This is a genomic window from Enterobacter sp. NFIX59, from assembly GCF_900113755.1.
GTDB classification, from domain to species: domain Bacteria; phylum Pseudomonadota; class Gammaproteobacteria; order Enterobacterales; family Enterobacteriaceae; genus Enterobacter; species Enterobacter pseudoroggenkampii.
In genome coordinates this window covers 1709386-1723331 of the sequence record NZ_FOQN01000001.1, presented here as the reverse complement: position 1 = coordinate 1723331, position 13946 = coordinate 1709386, and the positions used below count along the sequence as shown (strand labels likewise).

At 55.4% G+C, this 13946-nt stretch carries 12 protein-coding genes; 8 read left to right on the top strand and 4 right to left on the bottom strand.

Features of this window, described 5'->3' with window-relative positions:
- Position 1 precedes the first annotated feature (1 nt).
- Genes tauB through tauD form a run of 3 tightly spaced genes read left to right on the top strand, consistent with a single transcriptional unit; the run spans position 2 to position 2438 of the window.
- Positions 2-769: a taurine ABC transporter ATP-binding subunit gene (tauB, locus tag BM007_RS08395; protein ID WP_090418090.1), complete on the top strand. Its 768-nt coding sequence runs from the start codon at positions 2-4 to the stop codon at positions 767-769.
- Positions 766-1593: a taurine ABC transporter permease TauC gene (gene tauC, locus BM007_RS08390; RefSeq protein ID WP_048225831.1), complete on the top strand. Its 828-nt coding sequence runs from the start codon at positions 766-768 to the stop codon at positions 1591-1593. Before tauB ends, tauC begins: the two co-directional genes overlap by 4 nt.
- Positions 1590-2438 (top strand): taurine dioxygenase, encoded by an 849-nt coding sequence (gene tauD / locus BM007_RS08385; RefSeq protein ID WP_090418087.1) that lies wholly within the window; start codon positions 1590-1592, stop codon positions 2436-2438. Before tauC ends, tauD begins: the two co-directional genes overlap by 4 nt.
- 105 nt (positions 2439-2543) lie before the next feature.
- Here tauD and BM007_RS08380 read toward each other — a convergent pair whose 3' ends face one another.
- Entirely contained in the window at positions 2544-4244 is a 1701-nt protein-coding gene (locus BM007_RS08380) for a bifunctional ornithine lipid synthase OlsF (protein WP_090418084.1), read from the bottom strand.
- A gap of 72 nt (positions 4245-4316) precedes the next feature.
- Entirely contained in the window at positions 4317-5291 is a 975-nt protein-coding gene (gene hemB / locus BM007_RS08375) for a porphobilinogen synthase (RefSeq protein ID WP_024906774.1), read from the bottom strand.
- A 451-nt stretch (positions 5292-5742) separates the two neighbouring features.
- On the opposite strand from hemB, the gene BM007_RS08365 reads away from it, so the two are divergent.
- Together BM007_RS08365 and BM007_RS08360 are read left to right on the top strand one after the other, a co-directional pair.
- Positions 5743-8517, top strand: coding sequence for an autotransporter outer membrane beta-barrel domain-containing protein (locus BM007_RS08365; protein WP_090418080.1), 2775 nt, complete (start codon positions 5743-5745; stop codon positions 8515-8517).
- Between the two features lie 96 nt (positions 8518-8613).
- Complete coding sequence (locus BM007_RS08360) at positions 8614-9237, top strand: helix-turn-helix domain-containing protein (RefSeq protein ID WP_090418077.1); 624 nt, start codon at positions 8614-8616, stop codon at positions 9235-9237.
- Positions 9238-9239: 2 nt separating this feature from the next.
- Here the strand turns inward: BM007_RS08360 and ampH are convergent, their stop codons facing one another.
- Positions 9240-10400 carry a D-alanyl-D-alanine-carboxypeptidase/endopeptidase AmpH gene (gene ampH / locus BM007_RS08355; RefSeq protein ID WP_024906778.1) on the bottom strand — a complete coding sequence of 387 codons (1161 nt, stop codon included), beginning with the start codon at positions 10398-10400 and terminating at the stop codon, positions 9240-9242.
- A gap of 204 nt (positions 10401-10604) precedes the next feature.
- Here ampH and BM007_RS08350 point away from each other — a divergent pair, with 204 nt between their 5' ends.
- From BM007_RS08350 to BM007_RS08340, 3 genes are all read left to right on the top strand, one after another.
- The gene (locus BM007_RS08350) at positions 10605-11138 is read left to right on the top strand and encodes an isochorismatase family protein (RefSeq protein ID WP_032646126.1); all 534 of its coding nucleotides are present in this window, start codon (positions 10605-10607) and stop codon (positions 11136-11138) included.
- 114 nt (positions 11139-11252) lie between these two features.
- Positions 11253-12473, top strand: a complete 1221-nt coding sequence (gene sbmA / locus BM007_RS08345) for a peptide antibiotic transporter SbmA (RefSeq protein ID WP_025912609.1) — start codon at positions 11253-11255, stop codon at positions 12471-12473.
- 14 nt (positions 12474-12487) lie between these two features.
- Positions 12488-13585, top strand: a complete 1098-nt coding sequence (locus BM007_RS08340) for a DUF1615 domain-containing protein (RefSeq protein WP_090418075.1) — start codon at positions 12488-12490, stop codon at positions 13583-13585.
- Here BM007_RS08340 and BM007_RS08335 read toward each other — a convergent pair.
- The gene (locus BM007_RS08335; protein ID WP_024906782.1) at positions 13582-13881 is read right to left on the bottom strand and encodes a DUF2755 family protein; all 300 of its coding nucleotides are present in this window, start codon (positions 13879-13881) and stop codon (positions 13582-13584) included. The two genes, BM007_RS08340 and BM007_RS08335, sit on opposite strands and share 4 nt — an antisense overlap.
- Positions 13882-13946: the final 65 nt, after the last annotated feature.

The window sequence follows — 13946 nt, the reverse complement described above, 5'->3', positions numbered from 1 at the left end:
CATGCTGAATATTACAAATCTGTCTGCTGATTACGGTGGCAAACCCGCGCTGGAGGAGATCAACCTGACGCTGGACAGCGGTGAACTGCTGGTGGTGCTGGGTCCGTCCGGATGCGGAAAAACCACGCTGCTGAATCTGATCGCCGGGTTTGTCCCTTATCAGCATGGCACCATTCAACTGGAAGGCAAAAAGGTGGAAGGCCCCGGCGCCGAGCGCGGCGTGGTCTTCCAGAATGAAGGCCTGCTCCCGTGGCGCAACGTGCAGGAAAACGTGGCGTTTGGGCTGCAGCTTGCGGGCATCAATCGTGAACAGCGGCTGGAAACGGCGCGGGCGATGCTGAAAAAAGTGGGGCTGGAAGGCGCGGAAAAACGCTATATCTGGCAGCTTTCCGGCGGCCAGCGACAGCGTGTCGGGATTGCCCGCGCGCTGGCAGCGAATCCGCAGCTGTTGCTGCTGGACGAGCCGTTCGGGGCGCTCGACGCCTTCACCCGCGAGCAGATGCAAACCCTGCTGTTGCGCCTTTGGCATGAGACGGGCAAGCAGGTGCTGTTGATTACCCACGATATCGAAGAGGCGGTGTTTATGGCCACCGAGCTGGTGCTGCTCTCGCCGGGGCCGGGCCGCGTGCTGGAGCGCTTGCCGCTGGAATTCGCCCGCCGCTACGTCGCGGGGGAACCCGTGCGCAGCATCAAATCCGATCCGCTGTTTATCGAACAGCGTGAGTACGTTTTAAGCCGCGTGTTTGAACAGCGGGAGGCCTTCTCATGAGCATCGTCTTCAGTGAAAAAACGCGCCGCACGCGTCTGGCGCTGCGCTGGCCTTTCTCACGTCAAATCACGTTGAGCGTCGGTACGCTGCTGGTGCTGCTGGCGGTGTGGTGGGCAGTTGCTGCCCTGCAGTGGGTCAGCCCGCTGTTTCTGCCGCCGCCGGGACAGGTGCTGGCCAAACTCATTACCATCGCCGGGCCGCAGGGCTTTATGGATGCCACGCTCTGGCAGCACTTAGGTGCCAGCCTGGCGCGCATTCTGGTGGCGCTGCTGGCGGCGGTGATTATCGGGATACCGGTCGGGATCGCGATGGGCTTAAGCCCGACGGTGCGCGGCATCCTTGACCCGCTGATTGAGCTTTACCGCCCGGTGCCGCCGCTGGCCTATCTGCCGCTGATGGTGATCTGGTTCGGCATCGGGGAAACGTCAAAAATCCTGCTGATCTATCTGGCGATTTTCGCCCCGGTTGCCATGTCGGCGCTGGCGGGCGTGAAGAGCGCCCAGCAGGTGCGGATCCGCGCGGCGCAGTCGCTGGGAGCCAGCCGTACGCAGGTGCTGCTGTTCGTGATTTTACCGGGCGCACTGCCGGAGATTTTAACCGGGCTGCGCATCGGCCTTGGCGTGGGCTGGTCCACGCTGGTGGCGGCGGAGCTGATTGCGGCCACGCGCGGACTTGGGTTTATGGTGCAGTCGGCGGGAGAGTTCCTGGCGACTGACGTGGTGCTGGCAGGAATCGCGGTGATCGCCGCGATCGCCTTCGGATTAGAACTGGGGCTGCGCGCGTTACAACGCCGTCTGACGCCCTGGCATGGAGAAATACAATGAGTGAACGTCTGACCATCACCCCGCTGGGGCCGTACATTGGTGCACAGGTGTCGGGCCTGGATGTGACCCGTCCGCTGAGCGATAACCAGTTCGAGCAGCTGTACCACGCGGTGCTGCGCCATCAGGTGGTGTTCCTGCGCGAGCAGGCGATCACCCCGCAGCAGCAGCGCGCGCTGGCCCTGCGCTTTGGCGATCTGCATATCCACCCGGTCTATCCGCATGCGGAAGGGGTGGAGGAGATTATCGTCCTCGACACCCACAACGATAACCCGCCGGATAACGATAACTGGCACACCGACGTGACCTTTATCGAGACGCCGCCTGCCGGAGCCATTCTGGCGGCGAAGCTGCTGCCGGAAACCGGCGGCGATACGCTGTGGACCAGCGGGATTGCGGCGTATGAGGCGCTCTCCGCGCCGCTCCGGACGCTGCTGAGCGGGCTGCGGGCGGAGCACGACTTCAAAAAATCGTTCCCGGAGTACAAGTACCGTAAAACGGAAGAGGAACATCAGCGCTGGCAGGAGGCTGTGGCGAAACATCCTCCGCTGCTGCACCCGGTGGTGCGGACCCATCCGGTGACGGGCAAACAGGCGCTGTTTGTGAACGAAGGGTTCACCACGCGCATTGTGGACGTGACGGAAAAAGAGAGTGAGGCGCTGTTAGGTTTCCTGTTTGCGCATATCACCAAGCCGGAGTTCCAGGTGCGCTGGCGCTGGCAGGAGAACGACCTGGCGATCTGGGATAACCGCGTAACGCAGCATTATGCCAATGCGGACTATCTGCCGCAGCGCCGGATTATGCAGCGGGCGACGATTTTGGGCGATAAGCCGTTTTACCGTCCTTAACCCGTCGCTTCCGTAGGCCGGGTAAGCGCAGCGCCACCCGGCGAAAACGGTGCACAATTGCCGGGTGGCGGCTACGCCTTACCCGGCCTACAAAATACCGCACATTTAAAGGTGCGCCTCAATATACCGCTGATAGCGGTTCGCCTTCAGGTAACACAAATCCACCAGCACCAGCCCGTCAACGCAGTTGTTGAATGCCGGGTCGCTGCCAAAATCAATAAACTGTACGCCGCCGGGCTCGCAAAGTTCGGAATATTGCTTGTAGAGCGGCGGAATACCGCAGCCAAGATTGCCGAGCAGGGACTTCAGCTTCGTCAGATCGTCCACGTAATCCACGCCGCCAAACTGCGCCAGCACGTCCGGCAGGGAGGCGGGATACGGCTGGCGCGAGGCGGCAAGCGGATGCGTCGCCGGGAACCACAGGCGGTAAAAGGCGACCAGCAGATCCCGCGCGGCAGGCGGTAAGCCACCGGAAATGGAGACCGGGCCAAACAGGTAGCGGTAGTGCGGATAACGCGCCAGATAGGCCCCAATGCCGGACCATAAATAGTCCAGGCCGCGGCGCCCCCAGTAGCGCGGCTGAATAAAGCTGCGCCCTAGCTCAATACCGTGCTCCAGCACGTCCTGCATTTTGTCGTCGTAGTGGAAGAGGCTATAGCTGTACAACCCCTCAACGCCGCGCTTTTCGATCTGCATGGCCGTCGGCATAAAGCGATACGCCCCGACGATCTCCAGATCGTCCTCATCCCACAGGATCAGGTGCAGATAATCATCGTCGTAGCTGTCGGTATCCCGGCGTTTGCCGCTCCCTTCCTCCACCGCGCGAAAGGCAATCTCGCGCAGGCGGCCCAGCTCGCGCAGCAGCGGGACGTCTTCCTGACCGTTACGCTGCCACAGATAGATGGTTTTACCGTCGCTGGTTTTGCCCAGACATTCGGCCTGCGCCAGCGCGCGCTTCAGGGTGGCCCGATCTTCCGGACGGGCAATCGCGCACTGGGTTTTAAAGACGCCGGGCACTCCCTTGCCAAGACGCATCACGTGCTGGCGGCACTGCTCGGCCATCTCACGCGACGAAAGGGTGGCGCTGTGCCAGTGATGCCACGCAATCTGCTGGCCGATTTTGATCGGCAGCTGGCTGTGGCGGCGGCGGAACATCTGCTGCATGAGCAACAGCATCGACAGCGTCGGGGAGACCAGCGTGCTGGCATAAAAGAGCAGGCTGTTATGCGCCTGGATATGCACCGGCAGCAGCGGGGCGCGCAGCTTGCCGGCGAGTTTGATAAAGCCGGAGTGCCACTTTTTGTCGCGAATGCCTTTGCGCGTGGGGCGGGAAACTTCTCCGGCCGGGAAGAAGATCAGCACGCCTGCGTTTTGCAGATGCTGTTCCATCTGCACCAGGGATGTTTTCGCCGTCCTGCCGCCCATATTGTCCACCGGAATAAACAGCGAGCTGAGGGGCTCAAGGTGGGTCAGCATCCGGTTGGTCACGACTTTCACATCGCGTCGCACGCGGGAGACGGCGTACATCAGCGCCAGCCCGTCCAGCGTACCCGTCGGGTGGTTGGCAATAATGACCAGCGGGCCATGTTCGGGGATTTGTTCAAGATCGCGGGCGGAAACGGTGCAGAGAATATCAAGGTGTTCCAGAACTTGCTCCACCATATCCAGGCCTTTCAGGTGGCGGTGTGCTGCGGCAAATTGCTGAAATTCGTCTTCGTAAAACAGTCTTTTTAACAGACTTTTTTGCCAGGGTGCAGGCCTCGCCTGAGGCCAAAGATCGTCGAGAACGCTATCGAGGCTAAACATGATTACTCCTCCTGCCGTCTTGCGAAGACAGTAGAAGGAGCAGATGTCGGTTGTATTGCAGTTTGGTGAAGATTAGCGGAGGATTTTTTTCTCGGCCAGATCCAGCGCGAAGTAGCTGAAGATCAGGTCCGCGCCTGCGCGTTTGATGGCGCCGAGGCTTTCGAGGACCACTTTCTCTTCGTCAATGGCACCCGCCAGCGCGGCGAATTTGATCATCGCGTACTCGCCGCTCACCTGATAAGCGCCCAGCGGCAGCTCGGTGCGCTCGCGGATGTCGCGCAGGATATCAAGGTACGCGCCAGCCGGTTTCACCATCAGGCAGTCTGCGCCCTGGGCTTCATCAAGCAGGGATTCACGAATCGCTTCCCGACGGTTCAGCGGGTTCATCTGATAGGTTTTACGATCGCCTTTCAGCGCCGTGCCCGCCGCTTCACGGAACGGGCCGTAGAAGGAGGAGGCGAATTTGGTGGAGTAAGACATGATGGCGGTGTCGGTAAAGCCCGCCGCGTCCAGCGCCTGACGAATCGCCTGAACCTGTCCGTCCATTGCCGCAGATGGGGCGATGAAGTCCGCACCTGCCGCGGCCGCGACGACAGCCTGCTTGCCAAGGTTCAGCAGGGTGGCATCGTTATCCACGCCGTGATCGCACAGCACGCCGCAGTGGCCGTGTGAGGTGTATTCGCAGAAACAGGTATCGGACATGACGATCATTTCCGGCACGGTCTCTTTGCAGATGCGGGACATGCGAGCGACGAGGCCATCTTCTTTCCACGCGTCGCTGCCGGTGGCATCGGTATGGTGTGAGATGCCGAAGGTCATCACCGAGCGGATCCCCGCGTTGGCGATGCGTTCAATCTCACGCGCCAGATATTTCTCCGGAATGCGCATGACGCCCGGCATGGCTTCGATGGCTTTGTAGTCATCGATCTCTTCTTCGACAAAAATCGGCAACACCAGATCGTTTAAGGTCAGGGTTGTCTCTTCAAACATAGCGCGCAGTGCAGGTGACTTGCGCAGGCGGCGTGGGCGTGCAATTAAATCGGTCATGGTATGCCTGATGTTTGTGGAACAAAGAAGGCTAGTGTACCTCAAAGTGAAGACGGGTGTTTTACTAAAGTGGGCATTTTGCTTTTTGCGAAATGCGGCAGGTCAGGTTTCATTTCATCAATATTTAATACAGGTTAGTATATTACTGATTGGGGGTGAGGTATTCGTGTTGTTTCTATATTAAGTGGGATGCATCATTAAAAATAATCTATTATTTATTATTATATAATCCTCCTTCACTTGTCTGTATTTTAACGTTTTGTTTTTATAATATTTATCTTGAGTGACCCCTGCGCTTGTTGTTTTTTATGTGTAATTGGTCTGGATACGGACTTAATGGAAACATTCATTGAACCTTTTCGAAATGAAACTGCATAATTCCCTCCGCAATTAAATGTTGCAAATTCATTGATGGACAAACTTGCTTACGTCCCTGAGGAGGGATGACCCAATGCAAACATGGAAAAAGAAACTCGTTGTATCTCAACTTGCATTAGCCTGCACCCTGGCTATCGCTTCTCAGGCCAGTGCGAAGGATATTTCCGGTACAACTTATAATACCTTCGGATACGATAATACAGCGTCCACACCCTGGTATTATGGCTATGCCGACTGGGATTACTCAGACGTTACCCACGACGGTGATATTTATCCGGTGATTAATAAATCCACCGTGAATGGTATTATTTCAACATACTATCTGGATGATGGTATCAATGGTCGGGCTAATGCATTAAGCATTTCCAACAGTACCATTAATGGCATGATTACCTCTGAGTGTATGACCACCTCGTGTGCTGATGGTATAGACACCGATGGCACGACCCATTCTCAGTACGATCGTTTTAGTCTGACCGTTGATCACTCCACCATTAACGACACCTATGAGCATTATGCTTACAATGTGGTAAATGGCGATAACACCGAAACCCACTATCTTGATACCTATGGGTTGGGCAATGCAATTACCCTGGATGTTGAATCGGATATTGTTATCCAGAATAACTCTCACGTCGCGGGTATTACCCTGACGCAGGGGTATCAGGAGCTGGATAATACCCCGTACGACGGCGTTGAAGGCGTAGCCAACAGCAGCAACGTCTTTACCGACACGCTACTGGTGAAAGATTCGGTACTGACTTCTGGTGCGTACAGCGATTTAGGTACCAGCGGATTCTACGGTCAAACCGCGAAGCCGAGCGACTATGGTGAAACCAACGCGACAGCGGCAGATGATGCGGCGCTGATTGTGGCCGCCAGCGCGTCTGATAACGCGATGCAGACCAGCGCCACGTTCGATCACTCCACCGTGACTGGCGACATTCTTTTCTCCAGTACCTTCGACAACAACTTCTACCCGAACGGCGATCCGGCAACGGATACCAGTGCAGACGGTGTCTATAACCCAACCACCAACGGCTGGGACGGTACCGATAAGCTTGACGTTACTCTGACCAATGGCAGCAAATGGGTTGGTGCAGCGCAGTCGAGCGTCGAGGCTATCGGCACGGCGCAGATGTATGGCCTGGGCTACAGCAACGTAGACTGGAGCGCTCTGTCTCCAAACAGCATTTGGCCGGACTCCACCTATGACAGCAACGGACATGTTGCGGGCGAAGCGGTGTATCAGAGCGGTCTCTTTAACATCACGCTGGATAACGGCTCCGAATGGGATACCCGCAAGGTGTCTAACATCGACACGCTGACGGTAAATAACCAGTCTCAGGTCAATGTTGAAAATTCAGGTCTGCTGGCGGATACCATCACCCTGACCAATGCTTCCTCATTGAATATCGGCGACAGCGGCGGCGTGGCCACCGACCATCTGTATCTTGACAGCTATAGCCGTGCGGCACTGACGGAAGAAACGGCCGATCTGTATGCCAACACCATCACCGTGGATAACGGTGCAGAGCTGGCGCTGGGGCTGGGACAGGTTGATACGCACAATATGGTACTGACCGATGGTGGTGTGCTGAACGTTGCCAGCCGTGATTACGTGCTGAACAGCGATCTGAACAACGCACGCTATATCACCAACGATAAGCACAATGCCGATTACGACTACGGCGTTGTGGCGATTAATTCTGATGGTCATCTGTCAGTGAACGGTGACGTCGCCGGTAACTACAAGGTCCGTATCGACAACGCGACCGGAGCCGGTTCCGTCGCCGATTACAAAAACAAAGAGATTATTCGCGTCTATGACAATAACGCGGATACTGCAGCCAGCTTTACTGCTGCAAACAAAGCCGATTTAGGTGCCTACACCTACCAGGCGCAGCAGCAGGGTGACGCCGTTGTCCTCCAGCAGAAAGCGCTGACCGACTACGCCAATATGGCGCTGAGCATCCCATCTGCCAACACCAACATCTGGAATCTGCAGCAGGATACCGTTGGTACGCGTCTGACCAACAGCCGTCACGGCCTGGCGGATAACGGCGGGGCGTGGGTGAGTTACTTCGGCGGTAACTTCGACGGCGACAATGGCGTTCTTAGCTACGATCAGGACGTGAGCGGTATTATGGTCGGTCTGGATACCCAGATTGACGGTAATAATGCGAAGTGGATCGTCGGTGGTGCGGCAGGTTTCGCGAAGGGGGATATCAGCGATCGTACCGGTCAGGTCGATCAGGACAGCCAGACGGCGATGATCTACGCGTCTGCGAAGTTCATGAACGATCTTTTCCTCGACAGCTCCCTGAGCTACACCCGCTTCAACAGCGATCTCTCTGCTAACATGAGCAACGGCCAGTATGTTGACGGCAACACCACCAATGACGCAGTTGGTTTTGGGCTGAAACTGGGCTATGACTGGAAACCAAACCTGTCCGGCTACGTCACACCATACGCAGCCGTGTCTGGCCTGTTCCAGTCTGGCGATGATTATCGTCTCAGCAATGACATGCGCATGGATGGGCAATCTTACGATAGCCTGCGCTATGAACTCGGTGTTGATACGGGTTATACCTTCAACTACGGTGGCGATCAGGCTCTGACGCCTTACTTCAAACTGGCCTGGGTCTATGGCGATGCTGATAACAATGCCGACATTAACGGTGACAGCATTGATAACGGCGTTAAAGGCTCCGCTGTGCGCGTAGGGCTGGGCACCCAGTTCAGCTTCACGAAGAACTTCAGTGCTTACACTGATGCCACTTATCTGGGCGGCGGCGACGTTGATCAGAACTGGGGCGCAAACCTGGGGGTGAAATATACCTGGTAATAAATAAAAGCGGGGGGAGGCGTTACCTCCCCCCGCTTTTTACAGAAGTAATAAAAATAATATTGAACCGACAAATACGGATGCCTTGAGGTCTGCATGAAGGTTAATGCGAAACCACTTTCTGAATTACGCCGGCTCGAACAGTGTTTGAAATCAGCCAGTACCCCTTTTAAATCTGCTCCAAAACAATTAATTATATCCGGTGAATGTAATGAGCGCCGCACCATCGTATTCCAAACCGGTGTTATCGAAGTCTATCGACATTCAGATGAACTGCTTGTGGGCATCGCGACAGCGCCGTTTATTATGGGTTTGTCCACAGTGATGATTAATCACTGCCAGGAATATAGAGTGATAGCCAAAACATCCTGCACGGGTTTTTATTTGCCCACTGAAACCACCCGTCAACTTATACAACAGAACGCGCTATGGAAAGAGGCCTTCGGTTGGTTATCCTGGATAAATTACATTCTTGAGAAACGCGATATGCAGCTGGTGGGAAATAATTCCTATCATCAGATCCGCGCCATGCTGTTGAATATGGCGGAGTGGGATGAAACGTTGCGTTCAAAAATCGGTGTGATGAATCATATTCAACAAAGTACGCGTATTTCACGTTCAGTGGTTGCTGAGGTTCTCGCTGCCCTGCGGCAAGGTAACTACATCAATATGAGCCGGGGCAAGCTGGTCAGCATCAACCGCTTGCCCACGGAATATTAAGATCAGTTAGACGCGGTGAGCACCTGGGCTTTATTGGCGCTCAGTTCTGCCACCAGGTTATTAATCCCGTCACTCATATTGACGAAACGCGTATGCGGGGAGCGGGTGACCACCACAAACGCGCCCACGTTTGACTGCGGGATCATGGCCATATAGGTGATGAATCCACCGCCGCCGCCGGTTTTCTGAATAATACCCGGACGCCCATTTTTCGGCGCCATATAGACCCACCCCATGCCGAGCGCATCGGCTTTACCCGGCACGTCCATCCCGATGACGCGGTGCAGCTGAGTACGCTGATAAATCAGAGTCTGCATGCGATCGGCCTGGCTGGTGCGAGCGTAGAAATCTGAAGAAAGGAACTGCTGCATCCAGCGCATCATGTCGCCAGGCGTGGAGTAAACCCCGCCGCTGCCCACAGCCGCGAGCGTGTTATTACAGGGGCTGGCACCTTTCTCTGCCACCATCAGGCGACGGCACTGATCCGGGGACGGGGTAAACGTGGTGTCTTTCATGCCGAGCGGACGGGTGATCTGCTCTTCAAACAGCTGCGTATAGGGTTTGCCAGCCGCCGTTGAGAGGGCATCCGCCAGCAGGTCGAACGCCAGGTTTGAATAAGAGGCCTGCGAGCCCGGTGCCGCTTTCAGCGTGGCGGTACTCAGATAGCTCCAGCGCTGGTCGCGCGTTGGCCAGACAAATACGTCACGATGCGCTGCTCCGCCTGGCTGCTCACGCGGCAGGGCGCTGGTGTGGGTTGCAAGGTTCACAAGCCGGATCGGCGTCCCCTGATACGTAGGTACCCGGGCACCTGGCGGCGCGTATTTGCTGAGCGGATCGTCAAGCTTCACCACGCCCTGGTCGAGCAGTTTCACCAGCATTTCGCTGGTCATCAGCTTGGTTAAGGACGCGATGCGGATAACGGAATCCAGCTGCGGGTGAACGTTATTTCCCGGACGCGTTTCGCCAAAGCTGCGGAACACACGCTGGTTGCCGTCGATGACGACCATCGCCATCCCGGTCGCGCCGCTGCCGTAATAGATAAGGTTCGCGTAGCGATCGGCAATATCTGAAGCTAAAACGGGTGCCGTCAGCGGTTGGGCTGCCTGGGCGGTAGAAAAGCTCACCGCACACAGCGCGGCAAAAGAGAGCAGACAACGTTTCAACGAAAAGCATCCATGAAGTGAATGAGGAAAGTAATGGGTATTTATACTACTAATCGGAACCGCGCAATGCCCCGAATTGCATAACGATAGCGAGAAAAACGTAACCATGGGTAAATATGAACAATTTACTTACGAGCCATCTCCCATTTTGTGACATCGGGCTTATGATAGGCACCAGTTTCACTCAATCTTACGGAGAACGGTATGTCTGAGAAGCGTGTGGTTATGGTTGTCGATATGCAGAACGGGGTATTTGAAACCCCTCGTCATCAGCGTGAAAAGTGTGTCTCTCTGATCAACCAGCTTACGCAGGCAGCCGACACGGTGATTTTTATTCAGCATACTGAGGCTGGTGGCCTGGAAGAGGGGAGTGAGGGGTTTGCACTACTGCCTGAACTCCATCAACCTGCTGACGCGCTTTACGTGACCAAAACCGCCTGTGATGCCTTCTACAACACCGCGCTTGAGGCGCTGCTGCGTGAGCAGGGTATTCGCGAGTTTGTCATCTGCGGCTGCGCCACCGATTACTGCGTCGATGCGACGGTTAAGAACGGCGTCAGCCGGGGTTATCACATCACCGTGGCGGAAGATGCCCATACTACAGCCAATCGCCCGGCGGCAGATGCGCAGATCCTGATTAACCATCACAACGACGTCTGGCGTAACTTCATTGCGCCGGCGAATCCTCTCGCGGTGAAACGCACCGAAACAATTCTTGAAAACTGGAAAGCGAACTAATAATTAACGCTCGGGTCTGACCTTTTTGCCGGAGCCGGGAGGCTGGCTCGGGCAGGTTTTCGTGTGGTGACGTGTTGTACACAGCAACAGCCATAACAACAAGAAGGAAGCATTATGTTTAAGTCTTTTTTCCCAAAGCCGGGGCCTTTTTTCCTGTCGGCATTTATTTGGGCACTGATCGCTGTCATTTTCTGGCAGGCGGGCGGCGGCGCATGGCTGACGCGCATCACGGGGGCGACAGGCGAGGTGCCGATTAGCGCGGCGCGCTTCTGGTCGCTGAGCTTTATCGTATTTTATGCCTACTACACGGTATGTGTGGGGCTGTTTGCACTCTTCTGGTTCAAATATTCTCCGCATCGTTGGCAGTTTTGGTCGATTTTGGGATCTGCACTGATCATTTTCGTTACCTGGTTCATGGTGGAAGTGAGCGTTGCAATTAATGCATGGTATGCACCCTTCTACGATTTGATCCAAAAAGCACTAAGCGCCCCGAATAAGGTTCCGATTGGTGAACTCTATGCCAGTCTCGTTAGTTTTACCGGCATTGCCATGATTGCAGTAACAGTGGCAGTGCTGAACAATTTCTTCGTTAGCCATTACGTTTTCCGTTGGCGTACTGCTATGAACGAATATTACATGGCAAATTGGCAACGACTGCGGCACATCGAAGGTGCTGCACAGCGTGTGCAGGAAGACACCATGCGTTTTGCCTCAACGCTGGAGGACATGGGGGTCAGCTTGCTTAATGCTGTGATGAAACTTATCGCTTTTTTACCGATTCTGATTGCACTTTCACCCCATGTGCCTGAACTTCCAATTGTTGGTCATTTACCCTATGGTTTGGTTATTGCGGCACTGGTCTGGTCTCTTATGGGAACGGGGCTTCTTGCTGTGGTGGGAATCAAATTGCCGGGGTTACAATTTAAAAATCAGCGCGTGGAAGCGGCTTACCGTAAAGAACTCGTTTACGGTGAGGATGACCCATCACGAGCTGCGCCACCAACGGTAAAAGAGTTATTTCAGAACGTCCGTTTTAACTACTTTAAGCTCTACTTCCACTACATGTATTTCAACATAGCTCGTATTTTATATCTTCAGGCCGATACTGTTTTTGGAATAGTCCTGTTGTTCCCGTCAATAGTTGCAGGGACAATTACCCTGGGACTGATGACCCAAATTACCAACGTGTTTGATCAGGTCAGAAGTTCATTCCAGTACCTGATCAGCTCCTGGACCACGCTGGTAGAACTGATGTCTATCTACAAACGTCTGCGCAGCTTTGAACGCGAGCTGGACGATCGTGACCTGCAGGAAGTCACCAACACATTTAGCTAATACAGGACGTTGCTATGCCTTTTGCCGTACCGCGCGCATTACCGTTGACCATTCTGGCCGCTTTTGTGCTGGCAGGCTGTGCCGAAAAGGGAGCCGCTCCGCTCAAAAAGGGCGAGAAGCCCGTTGATGTGGCGAGCGTTGTGCGGCAGAAAATGCCCGCCAGCGTGAAGGATCGCAATGCGTGGGCAGACGCGCTGGCAAAAACTTTTGAAAGCCAAAAGATCGCGCCGACCGAGGAGAACATTTGTTCGGTGCTGGCGGTGGCGCAGCAGGAGTCGATGTACCAGTCAGACCCGGCTGTGCCGGGGCTGAATAAAATCGCCTGGAAAGAGATCGACCGCCGCGCGGAGTCCATGCATATCCCGCTGTTCCTCGTGCATACCGCGCTTAAAATCACCTCGCCGAACGGCAAAAGCTACAGCGAGCGGCTCGATACGGTGAAAACCGAAAAACAGCTTAGCGCCATCTTTGATGATTTCATCAGCATGGTCCCAATGGGGCAGAAGCTGTTTGGCTCACTGAACCCGGTCCACACCGGAGGCCCAATGCAGGTAAGCATCGCGTTCGCGGAGAAGCATACCGATGGCTACCCGTGGAAAATCGACGGTACGGTGCGCCAGGAGGTCTTCTCCCTGCGCGGCGGGCTGTGGTTCGGCACGTATCACCTGCTGAACTACCCGGCGAACTACGATGAGCCGCTGTACCGCTTTGCCGACTTTAACGCCGGCTGGTATGCCAGCCGTAATGCGGCATTCCAGAGTGCGGTCAGCCGCGCAAGCGGCGTTAAGCTCGCGCTGGACGGCGATCTCATCGCTTACGGCAGCAGCGAGGCGGGAAGCACTGAGCTTGCCGTACGGAAATTATCGACAACGCTTGGCTTGAGCAACAGCGACATTCGCCGCCAGCTTGAGAAAGGCGATAGCCTGGCCTTTGAGAAAACGGATCTGTACAAGAAGGTGTTTGCGCTCGCAGAGCAGAAAAGCGGGAAAACGTTACCGAGGGCTATCCTGCCGGGGATCCAGCTGGAAAGCCCGAAGATCACGCGTAACCTGACCACCGCGTGGTTCGCAAAACGCGTGGACGATCGCCGGGCTCGCTGTATGGGGCTTTAACGGCGACGGCGAAAGCGCAGCGCTAATGCCACCACGCCCAGAATCATACATCCCGCGAGGAAGGGAATCAGGCCGAACAGGGTGCTGACGCCAAAGCCAATCTCAACTCGCGGGCGTCCGTTATCCTGTACCTGCATCAGGTGTTCATAAACGCCTGGCGCATGGACCAGCATATTGAGCAGCTGTGAGCCAGCCCAGAAGCAGAACAGGACAAACAGGGCATACGCGATATTACCCGCCGTGGAGGTTTTTGGTTTTCCGCCAAAAATCGGTTTCGACAATGTAAAGTCAGCCATGATGACCTCCGGATAAATCGCTCTGTTAATACGCTTCGTACAGGGTGAGTTTGACAGGTCATCGC

Coding starts and splice junctions, on each gene's coding strand:
- tauB (WP_090418090.1), top strand. CDS start 2: ATGCTGAATATTACAAATCTGTCTGCTGATTACGGTGGCAAACCCGCG.
- tauC (WP_048225831.1), top strand. CDS start 766: ATGAGCATCGTCTTCAGTGAAAAAACGCGCCGCACGCGTCTGGCGCTG.
- tauD (WP_090418087.1), top strand. CDS start 1,590: ATGAGTGAACGTCTGACCATCACCCCGCTGGGGCCGTACATTGGTGCA.
- BM007_RS08380 (WP_090418084.1), bottom strand. CDS start 4,244: ATGTTTAGCCTCGATAGCGTTCTCGACGATCTTTGGCCTCAGGCGAGG.
- hemB (WP_024906774.1), bottom strand. CDS start 5,291: ATGACCGATTTAATTGCACGCCCACGCCGCCTGCGCAAGTCACCTGCA.
- BM007_RS08365 (WP_090418080.1), top strand. CDS start 5,743: ATGCAAACATGGAAAAAGAAACTCGTTGTATCTCAACTTGCATTAGCC.
- BM007_RS08360 (WP_090418077.1), top strand. CDS start 8,614: ATGAAGGTTAATGCGAAACCACTTTCTGAATTACGCCGGCTCGAACAG.
- BM007_RS08350 (WP_032646126.1), top strand. CDS start 10,605: ATGTCTGAGAAGCGTGTGGTTATGGTTGTCGATATGCAGAACGGGGTA.
- sbmA (WP_025912609.1), top strand. CDS start 11,253: ATGTTTAAGTCTTTTTTCCCAAAGCCGGGGCCTTTTTTCCTGTCGGCA.
- BM007_RS08340 (WP_090418075.1), top strand. CDS start 12,488: ATGCCTTTTGCCGTACCGCGCGCATTACCGTTGACCATTCTGGCCGCT.
- BM007_RS08335 (WP_024906782.1), bottom strand. CDS start 13,881: ATGGCTGACTTTACATTGTCGAAACCGATTTTTGGCGGAAAACCAAAA.